This window comes from Gordonia hankookensis (assembly GCF_014673215.1).
In the GTDB taxonomy this organism is placed as follows: domain Bacteria; phylum Actinomycetota; class Actinomycetes; order Mycobacteriales; family Mycobacteriaceae; genus Gordonia; species Gordonia hankookensis.
Window position 1 is genome coordinate 485025 of the sequence record NZ_JACWMS010000001.1, and the last position, 26994, is coordinate 512018.

Sequence of the window (26994 nt, forward strand, 5' to 3'; positions counted from 1 at the left end):
CGTGGTGATCACCCTCAGGAGTGACCCGTCAGGAGGCCATCTCCGCGGTGTCGGTCTCGACCGGCCGGATGGTGTTCATCGGCGGCCGATCCGCCAGGTAGACCTCGGTGGTGTGCGGGGTGAACGACCCGTCCGGCTCGGCGGTGAACTGCGTGAGCCCGATCTCGGAGTCCTCGATGCCACACCGTCGCATCAGGGTGCCGACGATCTGCCTGCTCATCACGCCCAGTTCGATCAGCGGCCGGTTCCGGTGCGTCCGAACCCCGAGATTGACCTGCCCGATGCCCTCGAGGCCGTACCGGTCGAAGGTGTCGATCAGCAGACCGATCTCGACGCCGTAGCCCGGCGCGAACGGTACCGACGAGAGCAGTTCGCGCGTTCCGGCGTACTCGCCGCCCAGGGGCTGCAGGATGCCGGTCAGATCCGGTCGCTGCGAAGCCAGCAGGGGACGTGCGACGAGCTCGGTGACGCGCCCACCGCCGTTGGCATCGTGCTGGCCACCGGTGCGCAGCGGACGCCGGTAGTAGCCCTTCACGAGTTGGATGCGGGGATCGATCAGGAGCGGCCCGAGCATCTTGGGTACGAACATCGGATCCGGATCGATCAGGTCGGAGTCGACGAATGCGATGATGTCGCCCGTGGCGACCGCAATCGACCGCCAGAGCACCTCTCCCTTGCCCTTCACCGGTTCGAGTTCCGGCACGGCCTGTTCACGTCCGATCACGGTGGCACCGGCGGCCCGCGCCCGCTCCTCGGTGGCGTCGGTCGACCCCGAGTCGAGCACGATCAGCTCGTCGACCAGCGTCCCGCACAGCGGCCGGATCGAGGCGATCACATCGGCGACCGTCTCCTCCTCGTTGAGCGCAGGCAGCACGACCGAGACGGTGCGACCGTCCTTGGCCGCGACGAGTTCGTCGAGCGTCCATTCCGGCCGTTCCCACGTGTTGGTCGCCGCCCACCGCTGCTTGGTGCCGAGGGTGTCTGCAGGTGTCGGCCAGATGTTGGTCTTGTTGCGGCTGTTGGTGACGGTCGCCTTGCGACGCGTCTGGGCACGTCGTCCCTGTTCGGTCATGCGAGTCCCCTGACTGTTCGGGCGGGCGGTCGTGACCCCGCGATGGCAGCGACCATGTCGACCACGCGACGAGTGGCGGCGACCTCATGCACACGAAAGATCCGAGCGCCTGCGGCGGCACTCAGGGCTGTCGCGGCCAGAGTTCCCTCCAACCGTTCGTCGAGATCCACACCCAGAGTCTCCCCCACGAAATCCTTGTTGCTCAGTGCCATAAGCACTGGCCAGCCGGTATTAACAAGATCGTTTACCTGGCGTAACAAGGCAAGCCCGTGGTGGGTGTTCTTGCCAAAATCATGTGTCGGGTCGATCACGATCGAGTCACGGGCAACCCCCGCATCGACAGCCCGTTGCGCCCCCGCCGTGACGTCGGCGACCACATCGGCGACCACATCCGCATAGGCGACCCGGTGCGGACGGGTCCGAACCGTCGCCCCGCCGGTGTGCGAGCAGACGATCCCGGCGCCGCATGCGGCGGCGACCTTGACCAGATCCGGGTCGGCTCCGGCCCAGGTGTCGTTGATCAGATCGGCGCCTGCCGCACATGCACGCTCGGCGACCTCACTGCGCCAGGTGTCGACGCTGATGAGGACATCGGGGTGGCGATCACGGACCCACGCGATCATCGGGACCACGCGATCGGTCTCGGTGGCCGCGTCCACCTCGACGCCCGGTCCGGCCTTCACCCCGCCGATGTCGACGATGTCCGCACCTTCGGCCACCACCTGATCGATGCGGGCCTGAGCGGCGGAGTCCGCGAAACTCGCACCCTTGTCGTAGAAGGAGTCCGGCGTCCGGTTGACGATGGCCATCACGAGCGCGCGGTCGGTCGCGACGGGTTTTCCGCACAACGTCGGGAGCATGGCACCAGCGTAACGAGTGGTCTCGATACGGCTCCTCGCTACGCTCGTCACCTACTCGACCAGCGCAAACCCCGGCTCCTCGCTACGCTCGTCACCTACTCGACCAGCGCAAACCCCGGCTCCTCGCTACGCTCGTCACCTACTCGACCAGCACAACCCACAGCTCCTCGCTACGCTCGTCACCTACTCGACCAGCACAGCCCACTCGACCAGGGTGATGCCACGAGAGAGTCGGTGCTCAGCCCTTGGGCACCTTCGCCGCTGCGACATCCGACGGGTAGTCGTCGTAGAAGTCGACGTATCCCTTGTCCCGGCCGGCGAGCACGTAGAGGCCGTCGTCGCCGACCTTGGTGAAGCCCTCTTCGCGCAGTTCCACCTTGCGATTCTTGAAAGTGGAGGTCTGCTCGAAGTCGTCGACGACCCGGATGAAGAGCGGCACCGCGTATGCGGGCAGATGATCGTAGAGGTGGGCGGCCAGTTTGCCGGGGTCGAGGTCGGAGCCGTCGCGGACCTTGATCGCACCCATACCGGCACGACCGTCGGTCTTCTCGATCTCGACGCCGTACACCACCGACTGGGCGATCGACGGGAAGGAGTCGAGCGCCGCCTCGACCTCGGTGGTCGCGACGTTCTCGCCCTTCCATCGGAACGTGTCACCGAGACGGTCGACGAACGCGATGTGGGCGAAGCCCTGATCGCGCACGAGATCGCCCGAGTTGAAGTACGAGTCGCCCTTCTTGAACGCGTCGCGGATCACCTTCTTCTCGGTGGCCTCGGGGTCGGTGTATCCGTCGAGGGGCACGCGTTCGCTGATCTCGGCAACCAGCAGACCGGTGCCCCCTTTGCCGACCTCGCTGAGGTGACCCTGCGCGTCGCGCTTGGGTTCGCCGTGGTCGTCGTACTCGACGATCTTGTACGGCAGCGGGCAGAAACCTGCGGTGCGCTTGACGCTGAAGGCGTTCACGAAGGCGAGATTGAGCTCGCTGGCGCCATAGAACTCGACGATCCGATCGATCCCGAATCGCTCGGCGAACTCGTCCCAGATCTCGGGCCGCATCCCGTTGCCGATGATCACCCTGACCGCGTGCTTGCGGTCGGTGGGCTTCTCGGGCTGGGCCAGGAGGTAGCGGCACAGCTCGCCGATGTAGCAGAAGGCCGTGGCCCGGTTGAGGATCACGTCATCCCAGAACTTGGATGCCGAGAACGACTTCCCGATCGCGATGCACGCACCCGAGGCCAGCACCGATCCGAGGGATACCGACAGGGCGTTGTTGTGGTAGAGCGGCAACGGCACGTACATGGTGTCGCTGTGCTTCAGCCGAACCGCGAGACCGCCGATGCCGGACAGGTTCGCCAGCCATCTGTTGTGGCTCATCACGCTGGCCTTGGGCATCCCGGTGGTGCCCGAGGTGAAGATGTAGAACGCCTTGGTCGACGCGGGCAGGGTCGCGGTCACCGACGGATTGTTCTCCGACCGGCCCTCTGCCGCCGCCTCGAAAGCAGCGAAATCGAAGACACGCGGCGGTCGCCCCTCGGCCGGGATCGACTCGAACGCCTCGGCACAGTCGGGGTCATGCACCAGCACCTTCGCATCGAGCAGGGCGACGCTGTGCGCCATGACCTTTCCGCGCTGGTTGTAGTTCAGCATCCCCGCGACCGCGCCGAGTTTCACCGTCGCGAGCATGACCATCAGGTCGGTCGGTGAGTTCTTGGCGAGGATGGCCACGACGTCACCGCAGCCAACCCCACTCTCGGCGAGCACCCCCGCGTACCGGTTGACCCGCCGGTTCACCTCGCCGTAGGTCATCGACCGACCCTGGAAGCGGATGAAGGGACGATCCGGGTGGGTGTGCGCGTGATTCTGGAATATCGAGCCGATGGTGCGCTTGGCCTCCGGCGGCCGACGGATGAGCCCCGGCACGTGTTTGAGCATGCCGGGGGCCTGCGGTGCCATTTTCACGACGCCGCGGATCAGATCGGTGAAACCGACTGCGGTGTGCGTATCACTGCTCGACATCAGTTGTGTACTCCGCTTCCTCGTGCGCTTGGGCGTCAGCCGGGCCGGGTTCGACAACGATCGTTGTCGAACATCTCGCCTACCTTACCGAGCAGTAGCAAACCGGATGGCCATCGGCACCGATTCGGCGACGAGTAGCCGGTCGAGGGCGTTCCGGGAGACGAATCCCTGCCCGCGAAGGTCGCTCAACCACCCGAGCAGCGGTGCATAGAACTCGAACGGGTCGAGGAGCACCACCGGCTTGTCGTGCATGCCGAGATACCCGGCAGTCCACGTCTCGAACAACTCCTCGAGGGTGCCGATGCCGCCCGGGAGGGTGATGAAGCCGTCCGCGCGATCGTCCATCAGGCGCTTTCGCTCGCGCATCGTCTCGGTGACCACGAGTTCATCGGCGCCGAGATCGGCGACCTCACGTTCCATCAGCGCGCGCGGGATGATCCCGACGGTGGTCCCACCCGCCGCTCTCGCCGACTCGGCGAGCGCGCCCATCATGGAGATGTTGCCGCCGCCGGACACCACCGTGTGACCCGCGGTGGCCAGCGCGGCGCCGAGATCGGCCGCGAGATCGAGGAAACGCTGCTCGACCGGACCCGATGCGCAGTAGACGCAGATCGCGCTCATCGACCACCACGTCCGGCCGCAGCCGCCCCGATGATGTCGACCGCCTCGGAGGGCTCGTCGACGAGATGCAGCAGGTCGAGATCGTCGGGCGAGATCATCCCCTTGGTCAACAGCACCTCACGCATCCAGCCCACGAGGCCGGACCAGTGATCACGGCCGATCAGCACGATCGGGAATCGGACGACCTTCTTCGTCTGCACGAGCGTCAGGGCCTCGAAGAGCTCGTCGAGGGTGCCGAATCCGCCCGGCAGACAGACGAAGGCCTGCGCGTATTTCACGAACATCGTCTTGCGCACGAAGAAGTAGCGGAAGTTCATACCGACGTCGACCCACTCGTTGAGGTGTTGCTCGAACGGCAATTCGATGTTGAGACCGATCGATTGGGCCCCGGCGTCCCAGGCTCCCCGGTTGGCGGCCTCCATCGCGCCCGGGCCGCCGCCGGTGATCACCGCATACCCGGCCTCCCCCAGCGCCCGGCCGAGCCGCACGGCGAGATCGAAGTCGTCGGAGCCGGGGACCAGGCGCGCGGACCCGAACACGGTGACCGCCTCGGCGACCTCACTCAACGCATCGAAACCCGCGACGAACTCCGACTGGATGCGCAGCACCCGCCACGAATCCCGCATGGTCCGCTCGGCGCGCAGATCCGCATCACGCGGATCGACCCATTCCAGGAGCCGGCGGTCGGTGGTCTTGCTCGGTTCGCCCTGTTCACGCCGGACACGCACCGGTCCGACATAGCAGGTCTCGAGATCGCCGGGGGACGGCGCGTCGCCGGACCGGGGACGGCCCGGTTCGTCGGAGGGATCAGCGGATGACATGGTCATCACGCTAATGGCTACCCGGACAGGAACGCACGCAGGAGATCGGCGACCTGACCGATCTGACCCACCGGCACCCGTTCGTCGACCCGATGAGCCAGATTCGGGTCGCCGGGCCCGAGATTCACCGCGGGCACGCCGAGCGCCGAGAACCGGGAGACATCGGTCCACCCGTACTTTGCCCGGAACCTGCCGTCGGCAGCCGCAACCAACGCTGCGGCCGCGGGATTCGACAGCCCGGGCAACGCCCCGGCCGCCGAGTCCGTGACCTCGAAACCCAGTTCGCCGTCGGTGAGTTCGGCCGCGAACACCTGCCGCACATGCTCGGTGGCCTGCTCGGCACTGCGGTCGGGTGCGAAACGGAAGTTGACGTCGACGTACGCGTCGTCCGGCACGACATTGCCTGCGACGCCGCCGCCGATCCCGACGGCGGACAAGCCCTCCCGATACTCACAGCCATCGATGTCGACGGTTCTCGGGCGGTAGGCCGCCAGGGTGGTGAGCACTCCGCCGAGTTTGTGAATCGCGTTGTCGCCCATCCACGATCGGGCCGAATGCGCGCGCACACCGCGCGCCGAGAACCGCGCCCGCATGGTGCCCTGGCAGCCCGCCTCGATCAGTCCGGCGGTCGGCTCGCCGAGGATCGCGACATCACCGCGAAGCCATTCGGGCAATTCGCGCTCGATCACACCGAGCCCGTTGTACTTCGCCGCGATCTCCTCGCAGTCGTAGAAGATCAGGGTGAGGTCGTGTGCAGGCGCGGTCATCGTCGCCGCGAGATGCAGGAAGACCGCGTCGCCGGATTTCATGTCGACCGTGCCGCATCCGTGCAGCACGTCACCCTCGGTCTCGTCGTCGGTGCGACGGTGTGGGAGATTGCCCGCCACCGGCACCGTGTCGAGGTGACCGGCGAGGATCACGCGACTCGGCAGTCCTCGATCGGTACGCGCCAGGACTCGATTGCCGTGCCGGATGATCTCGAAACCGCTTGTCTGGGCGCGGAGGGCAGATTCGACGGCGTCGGCCACGACCGTCTCGTTGCGGGATTCGCTCTCGATGTCGACGAGGGCGGCGGCGAGGTCGACGGGATCGGCATGCAGGTCGAGGTCGGGCGTGGTCACCGGTTCACCGTAACGCGTGGCCACGCCGCCGCCGACGCTCGCGGGACCGCCGGCGCGGTCATTTCTGGTAGCGGGGCTCGTACAACTGGACGGTGAACCCGCCCGGAACCGCGAAATACGTCACGAGTCCGTAGCCGTGATCCTCGACCTCCTGGGTGAACTCGACGCCGCGGCTCCTCAGTTCTGCGACCGTCTCCTCGATCCGGTCGCAGTAGAACGAGATGTCCGCAGTCCCCGACGGCGGGCTCGTGCCGTCGGTCGGGTGTACTCCCAGGTCCGCCTCCGGGGCATCGAAGATGAGCCAGCCGCCACCGGTATCGGTGGACGGCAACTGCAATTTGTCCTTGATGAAGTCACGAAGTGCCTGTTCTTCGGTCGAGTAGAACAGAGCGTGCATACCGCGGATCATCGGGTCCTCCACATCGGAGTCGTCGTCAGGTGTGCGTGAGCTGAACCTACCCGCTCGCCGGGCGGCGACCGGTGCATCGGCCGAACCCATCGATCGCGGTCGATCCCCGCATCGTCCGCCCGAATGACAAACGTCCGCTCGACACCGTCGGCTCCGACTCCGCGACCTATTCTCGTTCCGTTCCCCAGGGAAGGACACCCATGATCATCTTCGGCGGACGACAGACCTCGGCACTGCTGGCGGTCCTGTATTTCCACTGTGCGTTCTGTCGAGCACATGCCGCGCAACGCCTGTTCCGCACCAGGACATGGTTCACCCTGTTCTTCCTGCCGATCTTCCCGATGGGCCACGGCGCCTACTCCATCCACTGCGCATACTGCGGCAACGCCTGCGGGGTATCCCGGGAGAACGCAGACCGCTTCGTCGCCGACGCCCACGCACAGCCGCAGATGGCCGGTCCCGTGCCGTCTGCGCAGACGCAGCACTGATCGGAAAGACATCGAGCGGAACGACACCGAACGCACAGACACTGACCGCAAAGTCACCGCCGAGCTGTCCGAAACGTTCAAGACCGGACGCTGTGGGCGCAGTACCGTCGGCGACATGACCTCCGACAAGCCAGCACCTCCGACATTGAACGCCCTGTCGATCGTGACCGCAGACATGTCCGCCGCGCTCGCCTTCTACCGGCTCTGCGGCCTGGACATCGCCGCAGGCGCCGAGCAGGAGCCGCATGCCGAGGCAACGGCCGGCAGCGTTCGCATCCTGTTCGACACCCGTGAGGTGGTCGAATCCTTCACCCCGCAGTGGAGTGAGCCCTCCGGAGGCCACCGGATGGCGCTCGCCTTCGAGTGCGCGTCACCCGATCAGGTCGACTCCCAGTACGCGCGCCTCATCGAGGCAGGCCACGTGTCTCAGCGTGAGCCGTTCGACGCGTTCTGGGGTCAGCGGTACGCGGTGGTACTCGATCCCGACGGCAACCCCGTCGATTTCTATTGCCCGCTGGCCTGAGTCACGCACGCACGCCGGAGGCGCGCAGAAACGCCGACGGGCCCTGTCCGGTCAGTTCGACGAACTCCCGATGCATGTGCGACTCGTCGGCGTACCCGTGCCCGTACGCCGACGCCGTCAGATCCCGGCCGTCGGCCAGGTCGCCGAGAGCGGCACGCATCCGGAGGATGCGCTGCAACGTCTTCGGCCCGTATCCGTAGAACCTCGACGAGTGCCGATGAAACGTACGGACGGTCATCCCGAATCGTTCCGCGCACTCACCGACCCGGACGCCTGCGGCGAGATCGGCGGCGGCCGGTGCGAGCCAGGCCGGGGGATCCCAGGTCCTGGTGCGCGCGATGTCGTCGAGCACCGCCGCGGGATCGTCGGCCTCGGACAGTCGCGTACACCAGCGGTCGGCCTCGGTCTCCGACCAGAGGTCGGCGAGGTCGACGCGTCGGTCACGGAGTCGCTCGGCCGGATGGCCCAGCACGCCGGGCGCCACACCCGGTGGCAGGCGCAGACCCACCATCGATTCCGCACTGTGCGCGCGGTGGCGGTACGGACCGGTGTCCGGTCCGGCCACCAGCACCCGCCGTCCGGTCCAGATGAGGTCCATGCAGCCGTCTGGCAGGATCGTCGACTCCCCGGCCGGGTGCTGCGCACGCCACACCGTCCCGGCGAGCGGACCCGCCCGCCTGCCTGCGGTCATCGAGGCGGTCACGAATCCGAGTATTCCCCCATCCCGGTAGGCTGTCGTCCCGTGACGACGAATGGCGCTTACGCAACCGGCATTGCCACCGTGACCAACGGCGGATCCGCTGACCCGGGAGTGGTCCTCGACGTGTGGTTCCCCGAACCGGAACTCGACAGCCCGGCGACGTCGGACACCGTCGTCCTCGACGGCGACGACGTCCCCTCCGCGCTTCGCGATCTGGTCGGCACCGACAACTCCCGTGGCGTCAAGACCGTCGCCGTGCGCACCTCGATCACCGACCTCTCGTCGGCACCGGTCGACGCGTATGACGTGTACCTGCGGCTACATCTGCTCTCCCACCGGCTGGTGACGCCGCACGGCACGAACCTCGAGGGCATCTTCGGTCTCTTGAGCAACGTCGTGTGGACCAATTTCGGGCCCTGCCCCATCGAAGGTTTCGAGTCGACGCGCTCTCGCCTGCGCTCGCGCGGCCACGTCACCGTCTACAGCGTCGACAAGTTCCCGCGGATGGTCGACTACGTGCTGCCCGGCGGCGTGCGCATCGGTGACGCAGATCGGGTCCGCCTGGGTGCCCACCTCGCGCCCGGCACCACCGTGATGCACGAGGGTTTCGTGAACTACAACGCCGGTACGCTCGGCTCCTCGATGGTCGAAGGCCGGATCTCGGCAGGCGTGGTCGTCGGCGACGGCTCCGACATCGGCGGCGGCGCGTCCACCATGGGCACTCTGTCCGGTGGCGGCAAGGAGATCATCGCGCTCGGCAAACGGTGCCTACTCGGTGCGAACTCCGGTTGCGGCATCCCACTCGGCGACGACTGCGTCGTCGAGGCCGGTCTCTACGTCACTGCCGGAACAAAGGTCACCGGACCGGACGGTTCATCGGTCAAGGCACGCGAACTCGCCGGGCAGTCGAATCTCCTGTTCCGCCGCAACAGCCTCACCGGCGCGGTCGAGGTGGTGCCGTGGAAGGGCGACGGAATCGCCCTCAACGAGGCCCTGCACAAGAACTGACGTTCGGCACGGCCTGATCCGACCGCTCGTCGGGTCAGGCCGTCAGACGTGCGGCAACCGCGGCGATGCGTTCGTCGGACGCGGTCAGTGCCATCCGGACGTGCCGGTTTCCGGCCGGACCGTAGAAGTCGCCGGGCGCCACCAGGATGCCCCGATCGGCGAGCCAGTCCAAGGTGACCCTGCTGTCCTCGTCGCGGGTCGCCCACAGGTAGAGCCCCGCCTCGGAATGGTCGATCCGGAAGCCCGCGGCCTGCACCGCGGCAACGAGCTGTTCCCGGCGCGACCGGTAGCGCTCCCGCTGCGCCTGCACATGAGTGTCGTCGTCGAGGGCCGCGACCATCGCACCCTGGATCGGGAACGGCACGATCAGCCCGGCATGTTTGCGGACCGCGAGCAGCTCGGCGATCAGAGCGCGATCCCCTGCGAGGAATCCGGCCCGGTAGGACGCGAGATTCGACACCTTCGACAGTGAGTGCACGGCGATCAGGCCTGTGTGGTCACCGTCGCTGACCCGCGGATCGAGAATCGAGTACGCCTCCGACTCCCATGCGAGCCCGAGATAACACTCGTCCGACACCACGATCGCACCGCGCTCGCGTGCCCAGCCGATCATCTTCCGCAGATGCTCGACCCCGAGCACCTTGCCGGTCGGGTTCGACGGCGAGTTGAGGAAGACGAGCGCGGGCGACGTCGGCCCCAATTGGACGGTCGAGTCCGCACGCACCGGTGTCGCCCCCGCCAGGATGGCCCCGACTTCGTATGTGGGATAAGCGACTTCCGGGATCACGACCACGTCGCCTGCGCCGATGCCGAGGGTCGAGACGATCCCGGCGATCGCTTCCTTGGTCCCGATGACCGGTAGGACACCGGATTCGTCGAGGCCGGCCACCCCGTAGCGGCGGGCCATCGCGGACACCGCCGCCTCGCGCAGTTCGGTGATGCCCACGGTCGTCGGGTAGCCGGGGAACTCGGACGCCGCCGCCAGCGCCGAGCGGATGACCGGATCGACGGGATCGACCGGCGTGCCGACCGACAGGTCGACGATGCCGTCGGGATGTCCGGCAGCACGCGCCCGGGCATCACCGATGGTGTCCCAGGGGAAGTCGGGCAGGAGACCGCTGACGCGTCGTCGTGTCGTGAATCCGGACGTAGTCACCGCGTCAGGTCATTCCTCTTCGTTCATCGGGGGCAGACCCTTGATGAACGCAGCGTCGTGGTCGGTCTTGCCCACCTTGCTCGCGCCGCCGGGCGACCCGAGATCGTCGAAGAAGTCGGCATTCGCACTCACGTACGGCTCCCACTCGTCGGGCACATCATCCTCGTAGAAGATCGCCTCGACCGGACACACCGGCTCACAGGCGCCACAGTCCACGCACTCGTCGGGCTGGATGTAGAGCATCCGACCGCCCTCGTAGATGCAGTCCACCGGGCATTCCTCGACGCAGGCCCTGTCCAGGACATCCACGCAAGGCTCCGCGATGATGTAGGTCACCACACTCTCCTTCGCTGCAAACTCGGGTCGACGACGATCGCACGTGCGGCAGAGTCATCGTCGAACGGCGCGTGGGCTGGACGCACCGCATTGCGGACCGCCTGGCCAGGCCGTCGAGGGCCGGTCGCAAGAGAGTCCACCGTCAATCGTATCCGTCGCGGGCGCGGCCCCTCGACACCCGCCCCATGCTCACGACCTGGGAGTAACCGGGATCACATCCGGCCGAGATGTTGCGATCAACGCGCGTCCAACCCTCGACGTCGTCACTGCTCCGCGCGACTGTTGTGCACGTGACCGAGTACGAACGCGACGGCGACGTCCCGCACGGGATGTGTCCGGGCTGTCGAGACTGACCGCCCACCCTCATCCTTCGACTCGGAGACCACGATGACCACGACGTTACGCCGCCCCGATCCCCGCTTCGAACCCGCGCATGCGCGCTCAGCCAACCTGCCGACGCGACTGCGCCCCGCCGATCTGCTGCGCATCACCGATCAGGGTGTCGCCGACGTCCTCGACGGCGTCTACGATCACCTCCTCCCCGACCGCTGGGATCCGGTGGAACGGTGGGCCGCCCGCCTGGAGACGACCGACGACCTCGACCTCTGGCTCATCAGTTGGACGCCGGACCGCTCGACCGAACTCCATGATCACGCCGGTTCACTCGGAGCGCTGACGGTGCTCTCGGGCTCATTGCGCGAATACCGCTGGATCGGGAACGAATTGGCCCTGCGCATCCTCGATTCGGGCGACCAGGCCGCGTTCCCGCTGGGGTGGGTCCACGACGTGCAGCGGCACGACGCACTGGCGATCCGCTCCGACGACGCCGTCGACAACATTCCTCTCGACGCGGTGACGCCCACACTGAGCGTGCACGCCTATTCGCCGCCCCTGACCGCGATGTCGTTCTACGCTGTGACCGATCACGCCACCTTGCGGAGGACGCGAACCGAACTCACCGACCAACCGGAGTGACCGATATGCCGACGATCGACGATCTGCTGCTCGATGCACGTGACCGGCTCGAACGGCTCGCTCCGACCGAGGTGGCCGAGGAGATCGAGCACGGTGGCGTACTCGTCGACATCCGCCCCGCGGCCCAGCGCGCCGTCGAGGGTGAGGCGCCCGGCGCACTCGTCATCGAACGCAACGTGCTCGAATGGCGATGTGATCCGGCCAGCGACGCCAGGGTGGCCGAAGCAGTCGATCACGATGTGCGATGGATCGTGTTGTGCTCGCAGGGATTCACCTCCAGCCTCGCCGCGGCCGCCCTGCAACAACTCGGCCTGCACCGCGCCACCGACGTCGTCGGCGGGTGGGAGGCACTGCGGGCCGTCGACGCACACCCAAGCGCCTGACCCCAGGCCATGTCCCGTCCCCACCTTCGGGGATCGTGCACGGGCGACTGCGGAACGGTCGGGCCGGTCAGGCGACGGCCGGCCAAGGACGACCGCGGGGGGTCACCTCGGCGGCGAGGCCCGTGGCGGGGTCGGCGACGGCGGCGACGTGCCCGGCGAGTGACGGGTCGATCCAGCCGTCGCCGAGGACATACGGCGGCTGAGCGGTGATGCGTTCGGTGAGGGTGTGACCCGCCGCGGCGGTGATCTCCGCGAGCACGTCGAGATTCGGCCACGGACGCTCGGGATTCACGTGATCGGGGGTCAGCGGCGACACCCCACCCCAGTCGTCGATGCCCGAGGCGATCAGGGCAGCGCACTCCTGCGATGACACCAGATTCGGCGGCGCCTGGACGCGCATCGCCGGCCCGAGCACGATCCGGGCCACCGCGACAGCCGCGAGGAACTCGGTCATCGCCGCGTCGGGAGTACCCCGCATCGCGGTATCGGGCTTGGCCCGGAAGTTCTGGACGATCACTTCCTGGATGTGACCGTGGGCCCGATGGATGTCGGCCATCGCGAGGATCGATTCGGCACGTTCGGTGAGAGTCTCGCCGATACCGACCAGGATGCCGGTGGTGAACGGGACGCGGACGGCACCGGCGTCGCGCAGCACCTGCAGGCGCACGAGCGGGTCCTTGTCCGGACTCCCGTAGTGCGGCTGGCCCTTCTCGGTGAACAAGCGGCGGGACGTGGTCTCGAGCATCATCCCCATCGACGGCGCGACCGGCCGCAGCAGGCGCATCTCCTCGACGCTCATGACACCGGGATTGAGGTGCGGCAACAGCCCGGTATCCTCGAGGACCGCCACCGCTGCGGTACGCACATAATCCAGTGTCGAGCTGTACCCGCGTGCCGCGAGCCATTCGCCCGCCTGCGTCCATCGCTCCTCGGGACGATCCCCGAGGGTGAACAACGCCTCTTTGCAACCGAGTTCGGCGCCCTTGCGGGCGATGTCGACGACCTCGTCGAGGTCGAGGTACATCCCGTGTCCCTCGCGGGCCAGTTTTCCCGGCACCGTGACGAACGTGCAGTAATGGCAGCGATCACGACACAGTCGGGTGAGCGGGATGAACACCTTGCGCGAGTATGTGATCTGACGTTCGCGGCCGATCGCCGCGAGGCCGGTGTCGCGGATCCGGCCCGCGATCTCCTGCAACGCGAGCAGGTCGTCACCGGCGCACGCCAGCAACGTGGTCGCCTGTTCGAGGTCGATCGGTTCTCCGGATCGCGCCGCCGCCAGGGCGGTCGACGTGGTTCCCGCGTCGGTCATCGTGACGGACCTCCTCTGTCCTGGGGTCGGGTTTCGGTCAGATACGGTTGCGGGTCGAAGGTGCCGTTGCGTTCTCGGAACGACACCGCGGTACCCGGCCACAGCAGTGTGAGCCGCCCGCTTCTCGGGTCGACGTACCAGCTCTCGCAGCCGGTCAACCACACCGTGGCCGCGCTGCGCTCGTCGATCTCCCGGGTGTAGTCCTCCTCGGCCTGTGCAGTGACCTCCAGTGAACGACTTCCGTTGTGCGCCAAGAAGTCCAGAGCGCCCACCACGTAGTCGAGCTGGGTCTCGATCATGTAGATCGCGGAGTTGTGCCCGAGTGCCGCGTTGGGGCCGTCGAGGACGAACATGTTCGGGAACCCACTGACCGTGGTGGAGGCGTAGGAGACCATGCCGTCGGACCAGTGGTCGGCGAGCACCCGCCCGCCGCGTCCGCGGATACGCGTCGCGGCAGGGGGTCTGGTCGCCTCGAACCCGGTGGCCATCACGAGAATGTCCAGATCGTAGGTGTTGCCGCTGACGGCGCGCGCCTTGCACTCGACCACCGAATCCAGCGCACTCGACTCGAACACCACGTTCGGACGCTCCAACGCCGGGTAGAAGTCGTCGCTCAGCAGTATTCGCTTACAACCGATCTCGTACTCGGGCGTGAGCTCGGCGCGCAACGTCGGGCTGGCGACCTGGCGGTTCAGATGCCCGAGCGCGCGGTCGCGGATGTCATCGATATCAGGATGGAGGCCGAGGCGCTGCCGGAAACCCTTGTCGGCGTCGTGGAGCAGTCGTTCACGAAGCGCCTGAGCGTTCTCCGGCACCTGCAGCTCGGCTCGTTCGGAGTCCGAGAGTCGACGATCCTCCCGCGGGACCACGTAGGGAGGAGTCCGTGAGAAGACCACCAGCTCTTCGGCGTTCTCGGCAAGGTGCGGGATCACCTGGACGGCTGATGCACCCGTGCCGACCACTCCGATCCGCTCTCCTCCGGAGAGCAGGCCCTCTCGCCATGAAGCCGTGTGGACGACTGTGCCGGTGAATGATTCGAGGCCTTCGACATCGGGCAGGTGCGGCTCGGACAGGCGACCGACGGCCATCACCAGGACCCGGGCACGGATCGGTCCCGACCCGGTGACGAGTGACCAGTATGCGCCGTCGTCGTCCCACCGGGCTTGCCGCAGTTCACAACCCAGACGTATGTGCGGCGCGAGGCCCTCGTCGTCGACGGTGCGCTGGAGATACCGCTGGATGTCGGCCCCCCGCGGATACAGGGTCGCCCAGTCGGTCGGCGGGCGGAACGAGAACGAGTACAGATGTGCCGGGATGTCGCAGGCGATCCCGGGATAGGTGTTGTCGCGCCAGGTGCCACCGACCGCGTCGGCGCGCTCGAGAACCACGAAGGATTCCGTTGCGCGTCTTGCCAACTGCGTGGCCATCCCGATCCCGGCAAATCCGGCGCCGACGATCGCGACGTCCACCGAGGTGGGCGTGACGGGACCGGGGGTGGTCATCGACGCACCTGCGGGATCGACACGAGACGGTCGGCAGGCGGATCGGTATGGGCGGTGGTGCGTTGGCGCGGTGTGCGGCCGACTCGTGCCGCGATGTCGACGAGGTCATCGACATCGAGGACCCGACCGGCCTCCTGACCTGCCGCCGGCATCAGCTCGCCGTCGAGCAGGAGGCCACCGATGTCGTCGACGCCGCCGCGCAACACCTGCTCCACCACCTCGCGGTCGAGTTTCGTCCACGCCACCTGCAGATGGTCGAACCGGCCGAGGGTGAGCAACCGGGCGACGGCGTGGACGGCGCGGGTCTCACGTTCGGAGACGGTCGTGGTCGCGATCCCGGACAGGTGCGGTCCGGCATTCGCCGGCAGCATGGGCATGACGATCAACTCGCTGAAACCGGCAGTACGGCTCTGGATCTCGGTGAGCAGGCGCAGGTGCGCGACCTGGTGGCGCGGCGTCTCGACATGGCCGTAGAGCATGGTGGCCGTGGAGAACAGACCGACCCCGTGCGCGGCCTCGATGACCTCGATCCAGTCCTCCACCGCCGGTGCGCGACCACCCCCGAGACGGGACCGTACCTCGTCGTCGAGGATCTGCGCGGCGGTGCCGGGCACCGATCCGAGCCCTGCATCGCGGGCGGTCCGCAGGAAGTCGGCGATCGGCACGTCCATCCGCCTCGCCGCATCGCGTACCTCGGGCGGGCGGAAGGCATGCAGGTGCAGATCCGGCGCCGCACGATGGATTCGCTCGATGAGACGCAGATACCCGTCGGGCGGGGCATCGGCGGGCACCGGCCCCTGCAGACAGATCTCCGTGGCACCGAGCCGCCACGCCTCGTCGACCAACGCCTCCACCGCCGGTACGTCCGCACGTCCTGCGGCGACCACCGCGGTGTCGAGATTGCGATTGACCACGAAGGTCACCGTGTCGGGATCGGTCACCTCACGGCGCGCGGCGTCGGCGAGCGCACACAGTGCCTCGAGTTCGGGTCCCGACGCGCCGAGCAGGGCGACCCACTCGTCGTCGGTCAGCGACGCCGGATCGTCGGCGACGTGACGCAATGCTTCCCGGGCTTCGTCCACCGCGGCGTGCGCGTCCCGAGCCCACTCCCGCAGGACCATTCCCTCACTGTAACCGCACGCGGCGCGGCCCCGACGTCGCGTCGATCCGGGCCGCGGCACACCCATCTCGACGTGGTCAGACGTCATCGGGTGTGGGCAGCCGCCCCGACCACGCGACGACTGCAGGCAGGCCCGCCCCGATGGCGAGCAGCGCCAGGGTGGGCAGCATCAGCACGCCGTCCGGGAGCAGCTCGACGTCGCCGCCCGGACCGGGCAGCGCACCGATCACCAGGGCGAGGAGCCACGCCAGCAACGGAAAGTAGCGCACCGGACCGTCGGTGTAGGTCGAGGCGAGCCAGAGCAGCACGGAGTTCACGATCCCGGCGAGTACCGCGGCCACCGGGATGGCGACGCCACCGAATCGCAGATATGCGAACGCCACGGACATCACGCCGACCACGAACCCGTCGACGACGAGGAAGGCCAGCAGGATTCGGTCGGACCAGCGCATCAGACGACCCCGGCGAACAGATCGATCTCACGGCCCGGCCCGACACCGTCACCGGGGTGGCCTGCCGTCCGGACGAAGTGCTCACGGTCGAGGATGGGCTGCACGATGTTGTTGGACAGGGCGTACTCGGTGCCGGAGGCGGCGACGGTCACCTGCGTGGCATGTGCAGCCAGTGCTGCCGCCTTCAGGTGCAACTGGGGACGGACGTCGATCTCGGTGGTGATCGTCTCGTCCGGATAGCTCGGCAGCTCATCGGTTCCGGGCATGCGCCAGCCCTGCGGGACGCGGCCGGATGCCGCGGTGAGACCGACCGCGAGCGCCGACTGCTCGGTCACCGACTCGTACACCTTGAGGTGCGCGCCGCCGAGACGTTCGGCGGCCTCCGGCACAGCCGCGACCGTCGTCGCATGGACCAGTTTGTGGTCGGGGTGACCGTAGGTACCGGCGTCGTCGTAGGTCACGATCACCTGCGGCGCGAAATCCACGATCTCGGCGACGAGTGCGGCCACCAGGTCGTCGAACGGCGCTCCGACGAGGGCGCGCGGGTGGTCGGCCGACGGGGCACCGGCCATCCCCGAATCGCGCCAGCGTCCCGCGCCGCCGAGGAACCGCGGACGCACCGGTGCGCTACCCGCAGGGGTGAGCGCGGCGAGGGCGCGGGTGAGTTCGAGGATGCGGTAACCGCCCAGTTGGTCGGCGCCGCCGTCGGCGGCCAGCTGCGACCACTCCTCACCGATCACCTCGCCCTCCTCACCGAGGGTGAAGGTCAGGACGCGTACGTCGACGCCCTCGGCGAGATAGCGGGCGATGGTGCCGCCGGTCATGATCGATTCGTCGTCGGGATGCGCGTGCAACAGCAGCAGCCGCCGACCCTCAGGTGCCGTCACGACAGCTCCCACGAGACAGCGTCGCCGTAGATCCCCACCTGGATCGGCCCCGACAGCGGCACGTTCTTGACCTGACCGGTCCGGCCGACGAGCGTGCTGTCCTGGTAGAGCGGCAGGTAGACCGCTTGTGCGGCCAGGAGCGGCTCGGCCTGGGTCAGTTGCGGGATGGGGTCGGCCGCCGACAACGCGCCGCGCGCGAGCGCTATCAGCGCCGGGTCGCACACGCCCGAGATGTTGCTGGCGTAGCTGTCGCCCGGACCGGCGCTGGTCTCTCCGGGTGCCACACTGGTCGGCGTCGGCGGCGTCGAGAGCGACGGCGCGGTGCCCGGCTTCGGCTGATCGCAATCGACCTGCGACGCCAGGGATGCCGCGGGCGGCACCCCGAGTCCGGTCCAGCCGACGACGAGATCGACCCGGGCGTTGGTCAATGCGACGCCGTACAGCTCGTTGTTGGGCAGGGCCACGACGGATGCGCGCACACCCTGGCCGCGCAACTGATCGACGATGTTGGCCGCCGCGGATGTGGATCGCGGGTCACCGCTGATCGCGCCGACCCGCACGACGAGATCCTGGCCGTCCTTGCGGTAGGGCGCGACACCCTCCGGCAACGGTTGGGTGTCGGGACTCGCGCCGGGTGCCTGGGACGGACTCGTCGCAGCACCCGGTGGGGATGAACTCGGCGAGGACGAGTTCTGCGACGACGAGCCCTGCGTCGGGCTCGTCCCCGTGGTGCTCGGGGTGCCTGCGGCCGGCGTGGCGCTGTCGCCCTCGGCGCGTCGGTAGCCTGCGTCGGCCAGCAGACCGGTGATCGCACCGGCCGACGGTCTCGCCCGGTCGACCGGGAAGTAGCCGCGGTCCGTCGGGGCGAAAACGGTGTTGGCGTATGGCGTCACGATGTCGTCGCCCGCGCCGGCGAGAGAGACCAGACCCGGATCGACCATGCCGAGGACCGCCTGGCGCACCTGCAACGAACGCATCGTCGACGTCCGGGCATTGACGCCGATCGACAGGGCGCGCGACGTCGGGTTGCGCTGCGTCTGCACTCCCGGCACCGCGGCGAGTTCTGCGGTGGTCGCCGGCCCGGTGCTGAGGTTGACGATCGACGAATCTCCCGATCGCACGGTCTCGACCATCTGCGACGCCGTGCCAGCCCGACGCAGGACCACCTGGTCCAACGACGGCGGCTTCATCCAGTACCGGTCGTTGCGTACCAGACGCACCTCGTCGCGGGTCTGGTCGATGGACACAACCGAATACGGACCGGCCGAGACGGGCTTCCCGCTGTCCATGCCGGTCTGGAACCCCGCGGGCGCGCCCCGCAGGACGTGGCTCGGCAGCAGGTCCGTGAAGAGTTCACGCCAGGCCGGATACGGCCGCGCGAACGTCACCGCCACCTCCTTGCCGCCTGCCCGCGACTGCACCGAGTCGATCAGGCGATAGCCTGCGGGCGCGACGACGTTGGGTTGCCGCGACATCTGCTGCCAGAGGTACGAGAAATCGTCGCCGGTCACCGGGAGGCCGTCGGACCACTGCGCGTCGGTCTGGATGTGATAGGTGACGGTGAACGGCTCGGTCGAGGTGACCGCAGCCGAGGTGATCAGCGCGTTCTGGCGCTCCCACACGACCCCTGCCGGGGTGCTGACCGGCTGGAACGCACTCGGAAGGGTCATCGCGGCGATCGCCGTGGTGACCGAACCCTGATCGGCACCGAGGTGCGGGTTGAACCCGCCGCCCACGGAGTCGGTCGCGATGTAGACCGTCTTCTCGGTCGGATACTCGGTCGGGGTGGCCGGCGGCGCCGTCTCGCGTACCGGTGGCGGCGGATTGGCCGAGCACGCGGCACCCACCACCACGATCGCCGCGAGCAGGGCAGGCAATCGGCCGCGACGGCGGGCGGCGCGCACCGACGATCTCAGCTGCCAACGACTCACCAGCACTACCCCCACCTCATGGGTGCCCGGCGCATATCGTCCGGGCACTCGGCCTTGCCTTATCCCGCCGCCTGATCGCGCGACTTCGCCCGTGAGCGTTCGCGGGCGCGAGTCGAAGCGTCGAGGTGCACCTTACGCACCCGGACGACCTCGGGCGTCACCTCTACACACTCGTCGGCGGCGCAGAACTCCATGGCGCCCTCGAGGTCGAGTTGCATCGGCTTGGCCAGCGTTTCCATCACGTCGGCCGACGACTGACGCATGTTGGTGAGCTTCTTCTCGCGGGTGACGTTGATGTCGAGGTCCTCGGCGCGCGGATTGATCCCGACGACCATGCCCTCGTAGGTGTCGGCACCCGGTTCGACGAAGAACGTCCCGCGATCGGCGAGCTGGATCATCGCGAACGGCGTGACACTGCCGGTGCGGTCGCTGACCAGGGATCCGGTGTGCCGCGCCCGGATCTCACCCGCCCAGGAGTCGTACCCGTCGAACACGGCGTTGGCGATACCGGTACCGCGCGTCTCGGTGAGGAAGTCGGTACGGAAGCCGATCAGGCCACGCGAGGGGACGATGAACTCCATCCGGACCCACCCGGTGCCGTGGTTGTTCATCTGCTCCATGCGGCCCTTGCGCGCGGCCAGCAGCTGGGTGACCGCACCGAGGTACTCCTCGGGCACGTCGATGGTCAGGTGCTCGAACGGCTCCTGCACCTTGCCGTCGACCTTGCGGGTGACCACCTGCGGCTTGCCCACGGTGAGCTCGAAGCCCTCGCGGCGCATCTGCTCGACGAGGATGGCCAGCGCCAGCTCGCCGCGGCCCTGCACCTCCCACGCGTCCGGTCGGCCGATGTCGAGGACCCGCAACGACACGTTGCCGACCAACTCGGAATCCAGACGCGACTTGACCATTCGCGCGGTCAGCTTGTGACCTGACACGCGACCGGCCAGCGGTGAGGAGTTGGTGCCGATGGTGACCGAGATCGCCGGCTCGTCGACGGTGATCCGCGGCAGCGGCTGCGGGTTCTCCACGTCGGCGAGGGTGTCGCCGATCATGATCTCCGGCATGCCGGCCACTGCCACGATGTCGCCGGCATCCGCCGACTCGGCGGGCGCCCGGTCCACACCGATGGTGGCGAGCAGTTCGGTGATCTTGGCCCGCTCGACGACGGGTTCGCCGTCGACCTCGCGGCACCACGAGATCTGCTGCCCCTTGCGGAGCGTCCCGTTGTGGATGCGCACGAGTGCGAGGCGGCCCAGGAACGCCGAGGCGTCGAGGTTGGTGACATGGGCCTGCAACGGGGCATCGGGGTCGCCCTTGGGCGGCGGCACGTGCTCGAGGAGCACGTCGAAGAACGGGTCGAGGTTCTCCCCGGACGGCACCTCGCCATCGGCGGGCTTCACTGTGCTGGCGATGCCCGCACGCCCGGAGGCGTAGAGGATCGGCAGGTCGAGGACGAGCTCGGCGGCTGCGGCCGCCTCGTCATCGAGATCCGAGGCGAGGTCGAGCAGCAGGTCCTGCGTCTCGTCGACGACCTCCTGGATCCGCGCGTCCGGGCGGTCGGTCTTGTTCACGAGGACGATGACCGGCAGCGACGCGGCCAGCGCCTTGCGCAGCACGAAGCGCGTCTGCGGCAGGGGCCCCTCGGAGGCGTCGACGAGCAGCACCACGCCGTCGACCATCGACAGACCGCGCTCGACCTCGCCGCCGAAGTCGGCGTGGCCGGGGGTGTCGATGACGTTGATGATGACCTCGGTGCCGTCGGGCTGGCGCCGGTGGACCGCGGTGTTCTTGGCGAGGATGGTGATGCCCTTCTCGCGTTCGAGGTCACCGGAATCCATCACGCGGTCGACGAGCTCGGCGCGTTCGCCGAAGACGCCGGACTGGCGCAGCATCGCGTCGACCAGGGTGGTCTTGCCGTGGTCGACGTGCGCGACGATCGCGACGTTGCGGAATTTGTGGACAGCGCTCACTGAGCTCTCTTTCACTGCGGTTCGTACTCGAGGTCTGGGCTTGTGGGGTCGATATGTCCCGCTCGCTCACTCCCGGCGCGGCGGGCGGCGGGGAAGCGTGGCGGCATGGCCGGCCGGTACCCGGCGATCGCCAGCGGACAGGTCAACCTGTACAGGGTATCGGTCGACCGCCTGAGACGGTGATCACATCACGCGGACAGCCCGAAGTTAGGGCATGCTAACGTCCCGCTATGGGCAAGGTGAAGCCGGCGGAAGTGTGCGATCTCAAGGCCAAGAAGACGTGCTGCCGGAAGTCCACGCGGTGTGTCCGTTGCCCGGTGGTGATCCACCGGATGCGCAAGCTCGACAACTCGCAGTTGTCCAAGAAACAGCTGGGTAAGGCGCTCAAGAAGGCCCGCGCCGCCTGATCGGGCCTTCTCGAGCCGATCACGCCGTCGGCGGCGACTCCCCCTCATCGGCCGACCGGACCGCGACCGCCGCGGCCACCGCGACGATCCCCACGGCCTCCACCGGTGTCGGGATCTGTTGCAGCACCACCACCCCGATGATCGAGGCCGCCACCGGCAGCAGGGCCAGCAGGATGGCGAACCGGGCACGTCCCACCTGCCGCAACACCACCTGATCGAGTGCATAGGGGACGGCCGTCGACGCGAGTCCGAGACCGAGTCCGAGCAGCAGTAGCCGCGCGGTCGGCGTGTCGCCGGCGAACGCCGGGCCGAGCGACAGTGCCAGGGGCGACGTGACGATCGCGGCGACGACGAACCCGGTCGCCAGATCCTCCATGCCGCGCCCCCGCTGCGCGACCCGCTTTCCCAGCACGATGTAACCCGCCCAGCAGGCCGCGGCCACCAGTGCGAGCAGCACCCCGACCGCGGTGCCCTCCCATCGGACATCCGCGATCAGCACCACGCCGGTCACCGCGAGCCCCAATGCGAGCACATCGCGGCGTGTGCGCGAGCCGAGCGCCGCGACCGCGACCGGGCCCAGGAATTCGAGCGCAACCGTGGTGCCCAGTGGCAGTCGGTCGAGCGCCTCGTAGAAGGCGATGTTCATGGCGGCCGTGATGAGGCCGAAGGCGGCCGCCAGGACAAGACGCCCCGGCCGCCACGCAGCCCGCCCGGGACGCACCCAGAGCACCAGCACGAGCGCTGCGCCTGCGATGCGCAGCCAGGCCACCGCCCCGGGCGACAACGTGTCGAAGAGGTCGACGGCGATCGCCGCGCCGAGGTACATCGAGACCGCGCCCACGATCATCAGCGCCGGGGCGGTCACGCGGGTGCTCGACCCGCGCATCATTCGAGTACGGCGAGGAGTTCGGGAACCCAGGCGGTGTCGGCGGGCACCAGCCGGCCGTCGTGGGTCAGCGCTCTCAGTGCGGCCGCATCCACCCACCGCAGGGCCTGGTGCTCGGCCGGATGTGGGGTTCCGGCGACGATGTGTGCCCACAGCGCCATCAGGGTGAGACCGGCAGGCAGATCCACCGTTTCGCGCAACCTGTCGCCCACCGAGACCTCGACCCCGAGTTCCTCCATGAGTTCACGCCCCAGGGCGGTCTCGGCACGCTCCCCCGGCTCTGCCTTGCCGCCGGGCAGCTCCCACAACCCGGCGACCTCGACCGGGTACCGCCGCTGCGCGAGCAACACGCGCCGACGACACGCGTCCACGATCGCGCCGGCGACCACCAGCCGTCGCCCGGCGCCCTGCGCCGCGCTCACGAGCCGATCACCGCGACCCGCTCGCCGACCATCAGCAGGCCGACCCGATCGCCCACCACGACCCGCTCGGAGGCCACCGCGTCGACCTCGCCGACGTCGGTGACCACCCGCAGCCGGCGACCGGCTGGCAGATCTGCGACCGCCGTGACCACGCCGACGACGTCGCCCTCGATGTGGTCACCGACGACATCGCCGTCGGTACCGGCCCGGACCGCCCGCATCGACTCGGGCCGAAGCCCCAGCAGTCGAGGGCCGTCGGGAACGGGGAGACCGACCGGTCCGATGGGGGTCTGCGCGGACCCGTCGGCGAACTCCGCCCCGATCACCGTGGTCACCCCCAGGAACCGGGCGGTCCACTCGTCGACGGGGCTGCTCCAGAGATGTTCGGGCACATCGGTTTGCACCAATTCACCTTCGCGCATCACCGAGATCGTGTCGGCCATCAACGCGGCCTCGTTGTGGTCGTGGGTCACCACGATCGTGGGCGTTGCCGCATCTCGGACGATCTCGGCGATCTCGATGGCCAGCTGATCCCTGAGCAGCCGATCGAGGGCCGCGAGGGGCTCGTCGAGCAACAGCAGCCGCGGTCGTGGCGCCAGCGCCCGTGCGAGCGCGACGCGCTGGGCCTGACCACCGGACAGCTCATCGACGCCGCGCCCCGCGAGATCGGGCAGACGCACCAGATCCAGCATCTCCGCCACCCGGGTCCGGATCGCCGCACGCGACCAGCGTCGCATCCGCAACCCGTAGGCGATGTTGGACGCGACGGTTCGACCGGGGAACAGCTGCCCGTCCTGGAACACCACTCCGAAGTCGCGGCGGTGCGCGGGCAATTCCGACAGGTCATCTCCGTCGAACCGGATCTGCCCGTGGCTCAACGGTTCCAGGCCCGCGACCGCACGGATCAGGGTCGACTTGCCGCACCCCGATGGGCCGAGCAGGGCGGTCACCACCGAACCCGACGTGCCCACCGTCCAACTCAGGCCGTCCAAGACCACGGTCGATCCGTACCTGACCCCGACATCCTCGATCTGCAGCATGTCAGAGCAGCGCTCCCGTCCTGGGCCGCAGCGCTTCGATCACGACGACCGCCAGGGTCGTCACCGCGACCAGCAGCATCGAGGCCGCCATCGCCGTCGCCAGGTTGTCGGCGCCGGGCCGGTTGAGGGCCGATCCGATCAGCACCGGCAGCGTGGTCGTGTTCGCGCGGGCCAGGAAGCTCGTGGCCCCGAACTCGCCGAGCGCCATCACGAATGCGAAGCCGCCCGCTACGCAGAGCGCGCGCCCGATGAGTGGGAGGTCGACGGTGAGGAACACCCGCACCGGGCCGGCACCCAGGGTCGCCGCGGCCTCACGCAGCCTGCCGGGCACCGACGACAGGGCGGGCAGCGCGATCCGCACCACCACCGGGATGGCGATCAGGGCCTGCACACACGGGATCACCAGCCCCGACGAAGCGACGTCGGCGGGCAGTGACGCCAGCACGATGAGATACCCGAAACCCAGGGTCACCGCGCTGACTCCCAGGGGAATCGTCGCGACGACGTTGCCGGTCGCGGCCCACACGCCGTGGGAACGATGCATCGCGACCGCGGCCAGCAGTCCGACCACCAGCGCGATCGCCATCGCCAATGCCGCTGTGCCCAGCGAGTACCTCAAGGTGTCGAGGGGTGTGACGCCGTTGACGGATTCGGTCAGGGATCGGTATCCGTCGAGTGTCCAGGCACCGTCGGCGCCGGGACGCACCGAACGGAGTGCGAGAACCGCGATCGGTCCGACCAGAACCACCACGGTCCAGGCGACCGACGCCAGCACGGGCAGCCATTGCCTGCCGTGGGGCCGGAATCGGGTCTCTCTCGGACGGGCACCCGCACGCGATCCGGCGGGGTCGCTGAACACCCGGGTCAACAGCAGCGCCGCGACCACCACGACGATCTGCACCATCGACAGCGCCACCGCCTCAGGGATCCGGAAGTAGCCGATCGCCTGGGTGTAGATCTCGGTCTCCAACGTCCGGATCTCGCCGTTGCCGAGGACCACGATCACGCCGAAACTGGTGGAGCAGAACAAGAACACCAGTGCCGCCGCCGCCCCCACGGCCGGCATCAGGCGAGGCGCGACGACGGTCAGGAAGGCACGGATTCGCCCCGCCCCCAAGGTCTGCGCCGCCTCGGCCTGTCGCGGGTCCAGTGATCGCCACGCTGCGCCGACGACGCGCGCCACGACGGCGACGTTGAGGAATGCATGGGCGAGCAGGATCGGCCACAGCCCGGAGCCGACGTGTGCGAACTCGAGGGGCCCGTCGAGCAGCGCTCGGAACGCGACCCCGACGACGACCGTCGGAAGCACGAAGGGCACGGTCACGATCACCATCAGCACCGCCGATCCCGGGATGCGGACCCGGGCCACCAGCCACACCATCGGCGCCGCCACCACGAGTGCCAGCACGGTGGACGCGGCGGCCTGCCAGAGGGTGAACCCCAGCAGATCCAGGGCGTGCGTCCGCCGGAGGAGCTCACCGACCCCCACATCGGATCCGCTGTCGATCGCCCGCCGGACGAGTGCGCCCAGCGGCCAGATGAACAGGATCAGGATGAATGCCGCCGGCACGACCCGCAGGGCGAGTCCACCCACTCGGCCCGCGGTCACCGCCCGAGCGCCTCGCGCCACTGCTCGAGCCACTTCTCACGATTCTGCGCGATGTAGGCGGGCGGAAGGCTCACCGTCCACGGCGGCACCGGTGCCCGCTGTTGCCAGCCGTCCGGGAGCGGCGTGCCCTTCTGCACGGGATAGACATACATCGCCGACGGCAGCGCGGCCTGCACATCCGGGCCGAGCATGAAGTCGACGAGTTTGCGTGCGCCCGAAGGGTTCTTGGTGCCCTTGAGGACGCCGACGTACTCGACCTGCCGGAAGCAGCTGTCGAGCAATGCCGAGGTGCCCGGGGTGGCGGCAGGCGACGACGCATAGGACACCACGATCGGCTTGTCGCCCTTGCCCTCGCCCGCACTGAACTTCTGGTTGTAGGCGATCTCCCAGCCCGACACGATGCTCGCGCCGCCCGCGGTCACGGTCTTCCAGTAGTCCTGCCATCCGTTGCCGAAGGCCCCGACGGTGCTGAGGAGAAACGACATCCCCGGTGACGACGTCCCCGGATCGAGCAGCACCGACTCCGACGCGTATTTCGGATCGCGGAGGTCGCGAAGGCTTTTCGGCGGTTCCTCGCCTCGGGACGAATACCAGGATTCGTCGACGTTGAGGCACACATCGCCGCGGTCGACGGCCGTCAGCTCGTTGTTCGAATCTGGGATGGCGAAGTCGGCTGCGCCGTTGGCGGCCAGCGGCGACGCGTACGGCTCGAGCGCGCCCGCCTGGATCGGCCGGGAGGCAAAGGTGTTGTCGATGCCGAAGACGGCGTCTGCCTTGGGCGACCCCGGTGTCAGCGACACGGTCGACGCCAGCTGACCCGCGTCCCCGGATTTCACCACCTTGAGGGTCAATCCGGTCTCCCGACGAAAGGCGTCGAAAACCGAGTCGGGCAGCGCGAACGAGTCGTGCGTCAGCAGGGTGACCTCGGCACCCTGCTCCGCATCGTCACCGCATGCAGCGAGCATG

Annotated in this window: 28 protein-coding genes; 6 read left to right on the forward strand and 22 right to left on the reverse strand. The window is 68.3% G+C overall.

All coding sequences use genetic code 11. The features are described 5' to 3' along the window. Window positions 1–28: 28 nt before the first annotated feature. From IDF66_RS02255 to IDF66_RS02285, 7 genes are all read right to left on the reverse strand, one after another. Window positions 29–1072 (reverse strand): glucosyl-3-phosphoglycerate synthase, encoded by a 1044-nt coding sequence (locus tag IDF66_RS02255; protein WP_190265579.1) that lies wholly within the window; start codon window positions 1070–1072, stop codon window positions 29–31. Continuing rightward, window positions 1069–1932, reverse strand: coding sequence for a dihydropteroate synthase (gene folP / locus IDF66_RS02260; protein ID WP_164309004.1), 864 nt, complete (start codon window positions 1930–1932; stop codon window positions 1069–1071). The genes IDF66_RS02255 and folP overlap by 4 nt, the downstream gene beginning before the upstream one ends. 238 nt (window positions 1933–2170) lie before the next feature. Next, window positions 2171–3949 carry a long-chain-acyl-CoA synthetase gene (locus IDF66_RS02265; protein WP_190265580.1) on the reverse strand — a complete coding sequence of 593 codons (1779 nt, stop codon included), beginning with the start codon at window positions 3947–3949 and terminating at the stop codon, window positions 2171–2173. Between the two features lie 84 nt (window positions 3950–4033). Then, the gene (locus IDF66_RS02270) at window positions 4034–4570 is read right to left on the reverse strand and encodes an LOG family protein (RefSeq protein WP_164309002.1); all 537 of its coding nucleotides are present in this window, start codon (window positions 4568–4570) and stop codon (window positions 4034–4036) included. Next, entirely contained in the window at window positions 4567–5391 is an 825-nt protein-coding gene (locus IDF66_RS02275) for an LOG family protein (protein WP_164309001.1), read from the reverse strand. Before IDF66_RS02275 ends, IDF66_RS02270 begins: the two co-directional genes overlap by 4 nt. 17 nt (window positions 5392–5408) lie before the next feature. Then, entirely contained in the window at window positions 5409–6512 is a 1104-nt protein-coding gene (gene dapE / locus IDF66_RS02280) for a succinyl-diaminopimelate desuccinylase (RefSeq protein ID WP_190265581.1), read from the reverse strand. A gap of 58 nt (window positions 6513–6570) precedes the next feature. Further along, window positions 6571–7011 (reverse strand): VOC family protein, encoded by a 441-nt coding sequence (locus IDF66_RS02285; protein WP_190265582.1) that lies wholly within the window; start codon window positions 7009–7011, stop codon window positions 6571–6573. A gap of 110 nt (window positions 7012–7121) precedes the next feature. Between IDF66_RS02285 and IDF66_RS02290 the strand changes: the two genes are divergently transcribed. Then, window positions 7122–7409, forward strand: coding sequence for a zinc-ribbon domain-containing protein (locus tag IDF66_RS02290; RefSeq protein WP_190265583.1), 288 nt, complete (start codon window positions 7122–7124; stop codon window positions 7407–7409). A 115-nt stretch (window positions 7410–7524) separates the two neighbouring features. Continuing rightward, window positions 7525–7932: a VOC family protein gene (locus IDF66_RS02295; protein WP_190265584.1), complete on the forward strand. Its 408-nt coding sequence runs from the start codon at window positions 7525–7527 to the stop codon at window positions 7930–7932. Between the two features lies 1 nt (window position 7933). Here IDF66_RS02295 and IDF66_RS02300 read toward each other — a convergent pair whose 3' ends face one another. Beyond that, window positions 7934–8635 (reverse strand): helix-turn-helix transcriptional regulator, encoded by a 702-nt coding sequence (locus IDF66_RS02300; RefSeq protein WP_317628552.1) that lies wholly within the window; start codon window positions 8633–8635, stop codon window positions 7934–7936. Window positions 8636–8674: 39 nt separating this feature from the next. Here IDF66_RS02300 and dapD point away from each other — a divergent pair, with 39 nt between their 5' ends. Then, window positions 8675–9640 (forward strand): 2,3,4,5-tetrahydropyridine-2,6-dicarboxylate N-succinyltransferase, encoded by a 966-nt coding sequence (dapD, locus tag IDF66_RS02305; RefSeq protein WP_164308996.1) that lies wholly within the window; start codon window positions 8675–8677, stop codon window positions 9638–9640. A 34-nt stretch (window positions 9641–9674) separates the two neighbouring features. On the opposite strand, the gene dapC is transcribed toward dapD, so the two are convergent. Then, window positions 9675–10796: a succinyldiaminopimelate transaminase gene (gene dapC, locus IDF66_RS02310; RefSeq protein WP_190265585.1), complete on the reverse strand. Its 1122-nt coding sequence runs from the start codon at window positions 10794–10796 to the stop codon at window positions 9675–9677. A gap of 9 nt (window positions 10797–10805) precedes the next feature. After that, window positions 10806–11132, reverse strand: a complete 327-nt coding sequence (gene fdxA / locus IDF66_RS02315; RefSeq protein ID WP_164308994.1) for a ferredoxin — start codon at window positions 11130–11132, stop codon at window positions 10806–10808. A gap of 387 nt (window positions 11133–11519) precedes the next feature. On the opposite strand from fdxA, the gene IDF66_RS02320 reads away from it, so the two are divergent. Beyond that, complete coding sequence (locus IDF66_RS02320) at window positions 11520–12107, forward strand: cupin domain-containing protein (protein ID WP_190265586.1); 588 nt, start codon at window positions 11520–11522, stop codon at window positions 12105–12107. 5 nt (window positions 12108–12112) lie between these two features. Beyond that, entirely contained in the window at window positions 12113–12490 is a 378-nt protein-coding gene (locus IDF66_RS02325) for a rhodanese-like domain-containing protein (protein WP_190265587.1), read from the forward strand. Window positions 12491–12557: 67 nt separating this feature from the next. On the opposite strand, the gene cofG is transcribed toward IDF66_RS02325, so the two are convergent. From cofG to typA, 7 genes are all read right to left on the reverse strand, one after another. Further along, window positions 12558–13802, reverse strand: a complete 1245-nt coding sequence (gene cofG / locus IDF66_RS02330) for a 7,8-didemethyl-8-hydroxy-5-deazariboflavin synthase CofG (RefSeq protein WP_190265588.1) — start codon at window positions 13800–13802, stop codon at window positions 12558–12560. Then, a complete protein-coding gene (locus tag IDF66_RS02335; RefSeq protein WP_190265589.1) occupies window positions 13799–15304 on the reverse strand; it encodes a flavin-containing monooxygenase in 1506 nt (501 codons plus the stop codon). Before IDF66_RS02335 ends, cofG begins: the two co-directional genes overlap by 4 nt. Continuing rightward, the gene (locus IDF66_RS02340; protein WP_190265590.1) at window positions 15301–16425 is read right to left on the reverse strand and encodes a radical SAM protein; all 1125 of its coding nucleotides are present in this window, start codon (window positions 16423–16425) and stop codon (window positions 15301–15303) included. Before IDF66_RS02340 ends, IDF66_RS02335 begins: the two co-directional genes overlap by 4 nt. Window positions 16426–16501: 76 nt before the next feature. Then, entirely contained in the window at window positions 16502–16876 is a 375-nt protein-coding gene (locus tag IDF66_RS02345; protein ID WP_164308988.1) for a facilitated glucose transporter, read from the reverse strand. Further along, window positions 16876–17763, reverse strand: coding sequence for an N-acetyl-1-D-myo-inositol-2-amino-2-deoxy-alpha-D-glucopyranoside deacetylase (gene mshB / locus IDF66_RS02350; RefSeq protein WP_317628554.1), 888 nt, complete (start codon window positions 17761–17763; stop codon window positions 16876–16878). The genes IDF66_RS02345 and mshB overlap by 1 nt, the downstream gene beginning before the upstream one ends. Then, the gene (locus IDF66_RS02355; protein WP_388000991.1) at window positions 17760–19667 is read right to left on the reverse strand and encodes an ABC transporter family substrate-binding protein; all 1908 of its coding nucleotides are present in this window, start codon (window positions 19665–19667) and stop codon (window positions 17760–17762) included. Before IDF66_RS02355 ends, mshB begins: the two co-directional genes overlap by 4 nt. An 86-nt stretch (window positions 19668–19753) precedes the next feature. Next, entirely contained in the window at window positions 19754–21664 is a 1911-nt protein-coding gene (gene typA / locus IDF66_RS02360; protein WP_164308986.1) for a translational GTPase TypA, read from the reverse strand. A 230-nt stretch (window positions 21665–21894) separates the two neighbouring features. Here typA and IDF66_RS02365 point away from each other — a divergent pair, with 230 nt between their 5' ends. After that, the gene (locus IDF66_RS02365) at window positions 21895–22071 is read left to right on the forward strand and encodes a hypothetical protein (protein ID WP_190265591.1); all 177 of its coding nucleotides are present in this window, start codon (window positions 21895–21897) and stop codon (window positions 22069–22071) included. Between the two features lie 19 nt (window positions 22072–22090). On the opposite strand, the gene IDF66_RS02370 is transcribed toward IDF66_RS02365, so the two are convergent. Genes IDF66_RS02370 through IDF66_RS02390 form a run of 5 tightly spaced genes read right to left on the reverse strand, consistent with a single transcriptional unit; the run spans window position 22091 to window position 26993 of the window. Continuing rightward, a complete protein-coding gene (locus tag IDF66_RS02370) occupies window positions 22091–22957 on the reverse strand; it encodes an EamA family transporter (protein ID WP_223309092.1) in 867 nt (288 codons plus the stop codon). Further along, the gene (locus IDF66_RS02375) at window positions 22957–23379 is read right to left on the reverse strand and encodes a (deoxy)nucleoside triphosphate pyrophosphohydrolase (RefSeq protein ID WP_317628555.1); all 423 of its coding nucleotides are present in this window, start codon (window positions 23377–23379) and stop codon (window positions 22957–22959) included. Before IDF66_RS02375 ends, IDF66_RS02370 begins: the two co-directional genes overlap by 1 nt. Next, entirely contained in the window at window positions 23376–24419 is a 1044-nt protein-coding gene (locus tag IDF66_RS02380) for an ABC transporter ATP-binding protein (protein WP_190265592.1), read from the reverse strand. The genes IDF66_RS02375 and IDF66_RS02380 overlap by 4 nt, the downstream gene beginning before the upstream one ends. A gap of 1 nt (window position 24420) precedes the next feature. Further along, window positions 24421–26028: an ABC transporter permease gene (locus IDF66_RS02385; protein WP_317628556.1), complete on the reverse strand. Its 1608-nt coding sequence runs from the start codon at window positions 26026–26028 to the stop codon at window positions 24421–24423. Beyond that, entirely contained in the window at window positions 26025–26993 is a 969-nt protein-coding gene (locus IDF66_RS02390; protein ID WP_190266268.1) for a thiamine ABC transporter substrate-binding protein, read from the reverse strand. Before IDF66_RS02390 ends, IDF66_RS02385 begins: the two co-directional genes overlap by 4 nt. Window position 26994: the final 1 nt, after the last annotated feature.

Bases quoted from the DNA above. Each gene is read 5' to 3' on its own strand.
- IDF66_RS02255 (WP_190265579.1), bottom strand. From the start codon at position 1,072: ATGACCGAACAGGGACGACGTGCCCAGACGCGTCGCAAGGCGACCGTC.
- folP (WP_164309004.1), bottom strand. From the start codon at position 1,932: ATGCTCCCGACGTTGTGCGGAAAACCCGTCGCGACCGACCGCGCGCTC.
- IDF66_RS02265 (WP_190265580.1), bottom strand. From the start codon at position 3,949: ATGTCGAGCAGTGATACGCACACCGCAGTCGGTTTCACCGATCTGATC.
- IDF66_RS02270 (WP_164309002.1), bottom strand. From the start codon at position 4,570: ATGAGCGCGATCTGCGTCTACTGCGCATCGGGTCCGGTCGAGCAGCGT.
- IDF66_RS02275 (WP_164309001.1), bottom strand. From the start codon at position 5,391: ATGTCATCCGCTGATCCCTCCGACGAACCGGGCCGTCCCCGGTCCGGC.
- IDF66_RS02285 (WP_190265582.1), bottom strand. From the start codon at position 7,011: ATGGGTTCGGCCGATGCACCGGTCGCCGCCCGGCGAGCGGGTAGGTTC.
- IDF66_RS02290 (WP_190265583.1), top strand. From the start codon at position 7,122: ATGATCATCTTCGGCGGACGACAGACCTCGGCACTGCTGGCGGTCCTG.
- IDF66_RS02295 (WP_190265584.1), top strand. From the start codon at position 7,525: ATGACCTCCGACAAGCCAGCACCTCCGACATTGAACGCCCTGTCGATC.
- IDF66_RS02320 (WP_190265586.1), top strand. From the start codon at position 11,520: ATGACCACGACGTTACGCCGCCCCGATCCCCGCTTCGAACCCGCGCAT.
- IDF66_RS02325 (WP_190265587.1), top strand. From the start codon at position 12,113: ATGCCGACGATCGACGATCTGCTGCTCGATGCACGTGACCGGCTCGAA.
- cofG (WP_190265588.1), bottom strand. From the start codon at position 13,802: ATGACCGACGCGGGAACCACGTCGACCGCCCTGGCGGCGGCGCGATCC.
- IDF66_RS02335 (WP_190265589.1), bottom strand. From the start codon at position 15,304: ATGACCACCCCCGGTCCCGTCACGCCCACCTCGGTGGACGTCGCGATC.
- IDF66_RS02340 (WP_190265590.1), bottom strand. From the start codon at position 16,425: ATGGTCCTGCGGGAGTGGGCTCGGGACGCGCACGCCGCGGTGGACGAA.
- IDF66_RS02345 (WP_164308988.1), bottom strand. From the start codon at position 16,876: ATGCGCTGGTCCGACCGAATCCTGCTGGCCTTCCTCGTCGTCGACGGG.
- IDF66_RS02365 (WP_190265591.1), top strand. From the start codon at position 21,895: ATGGGCAAGGTGAAGCCGGCGGAAGTGTGCGATCTCAAGGCCAAGAAG.
- IDF66_RS02370 (WP_223309092.1), bottom strand. From the start codon at position 22,957: ATGCGCGGGTCGAGCACCCGCGTGACCGCCCCGGCGCTGATGATCGTG.
- IDF66_RS02380 (WP_190265592.1), bottom strand. From the start codon at position 24,419: ATGCTGCAGATCGAGGATGTCGGGGTCAGGTACGGATCGACCGTGGTC.
- IDF66_RS02390 (WP_190266268.1), bottom strand. From the start codon at position 26,993: ATGCTCGCTGCATGCGGTGACGATGCGGAGCAGGGTGCCGAGGTCACC.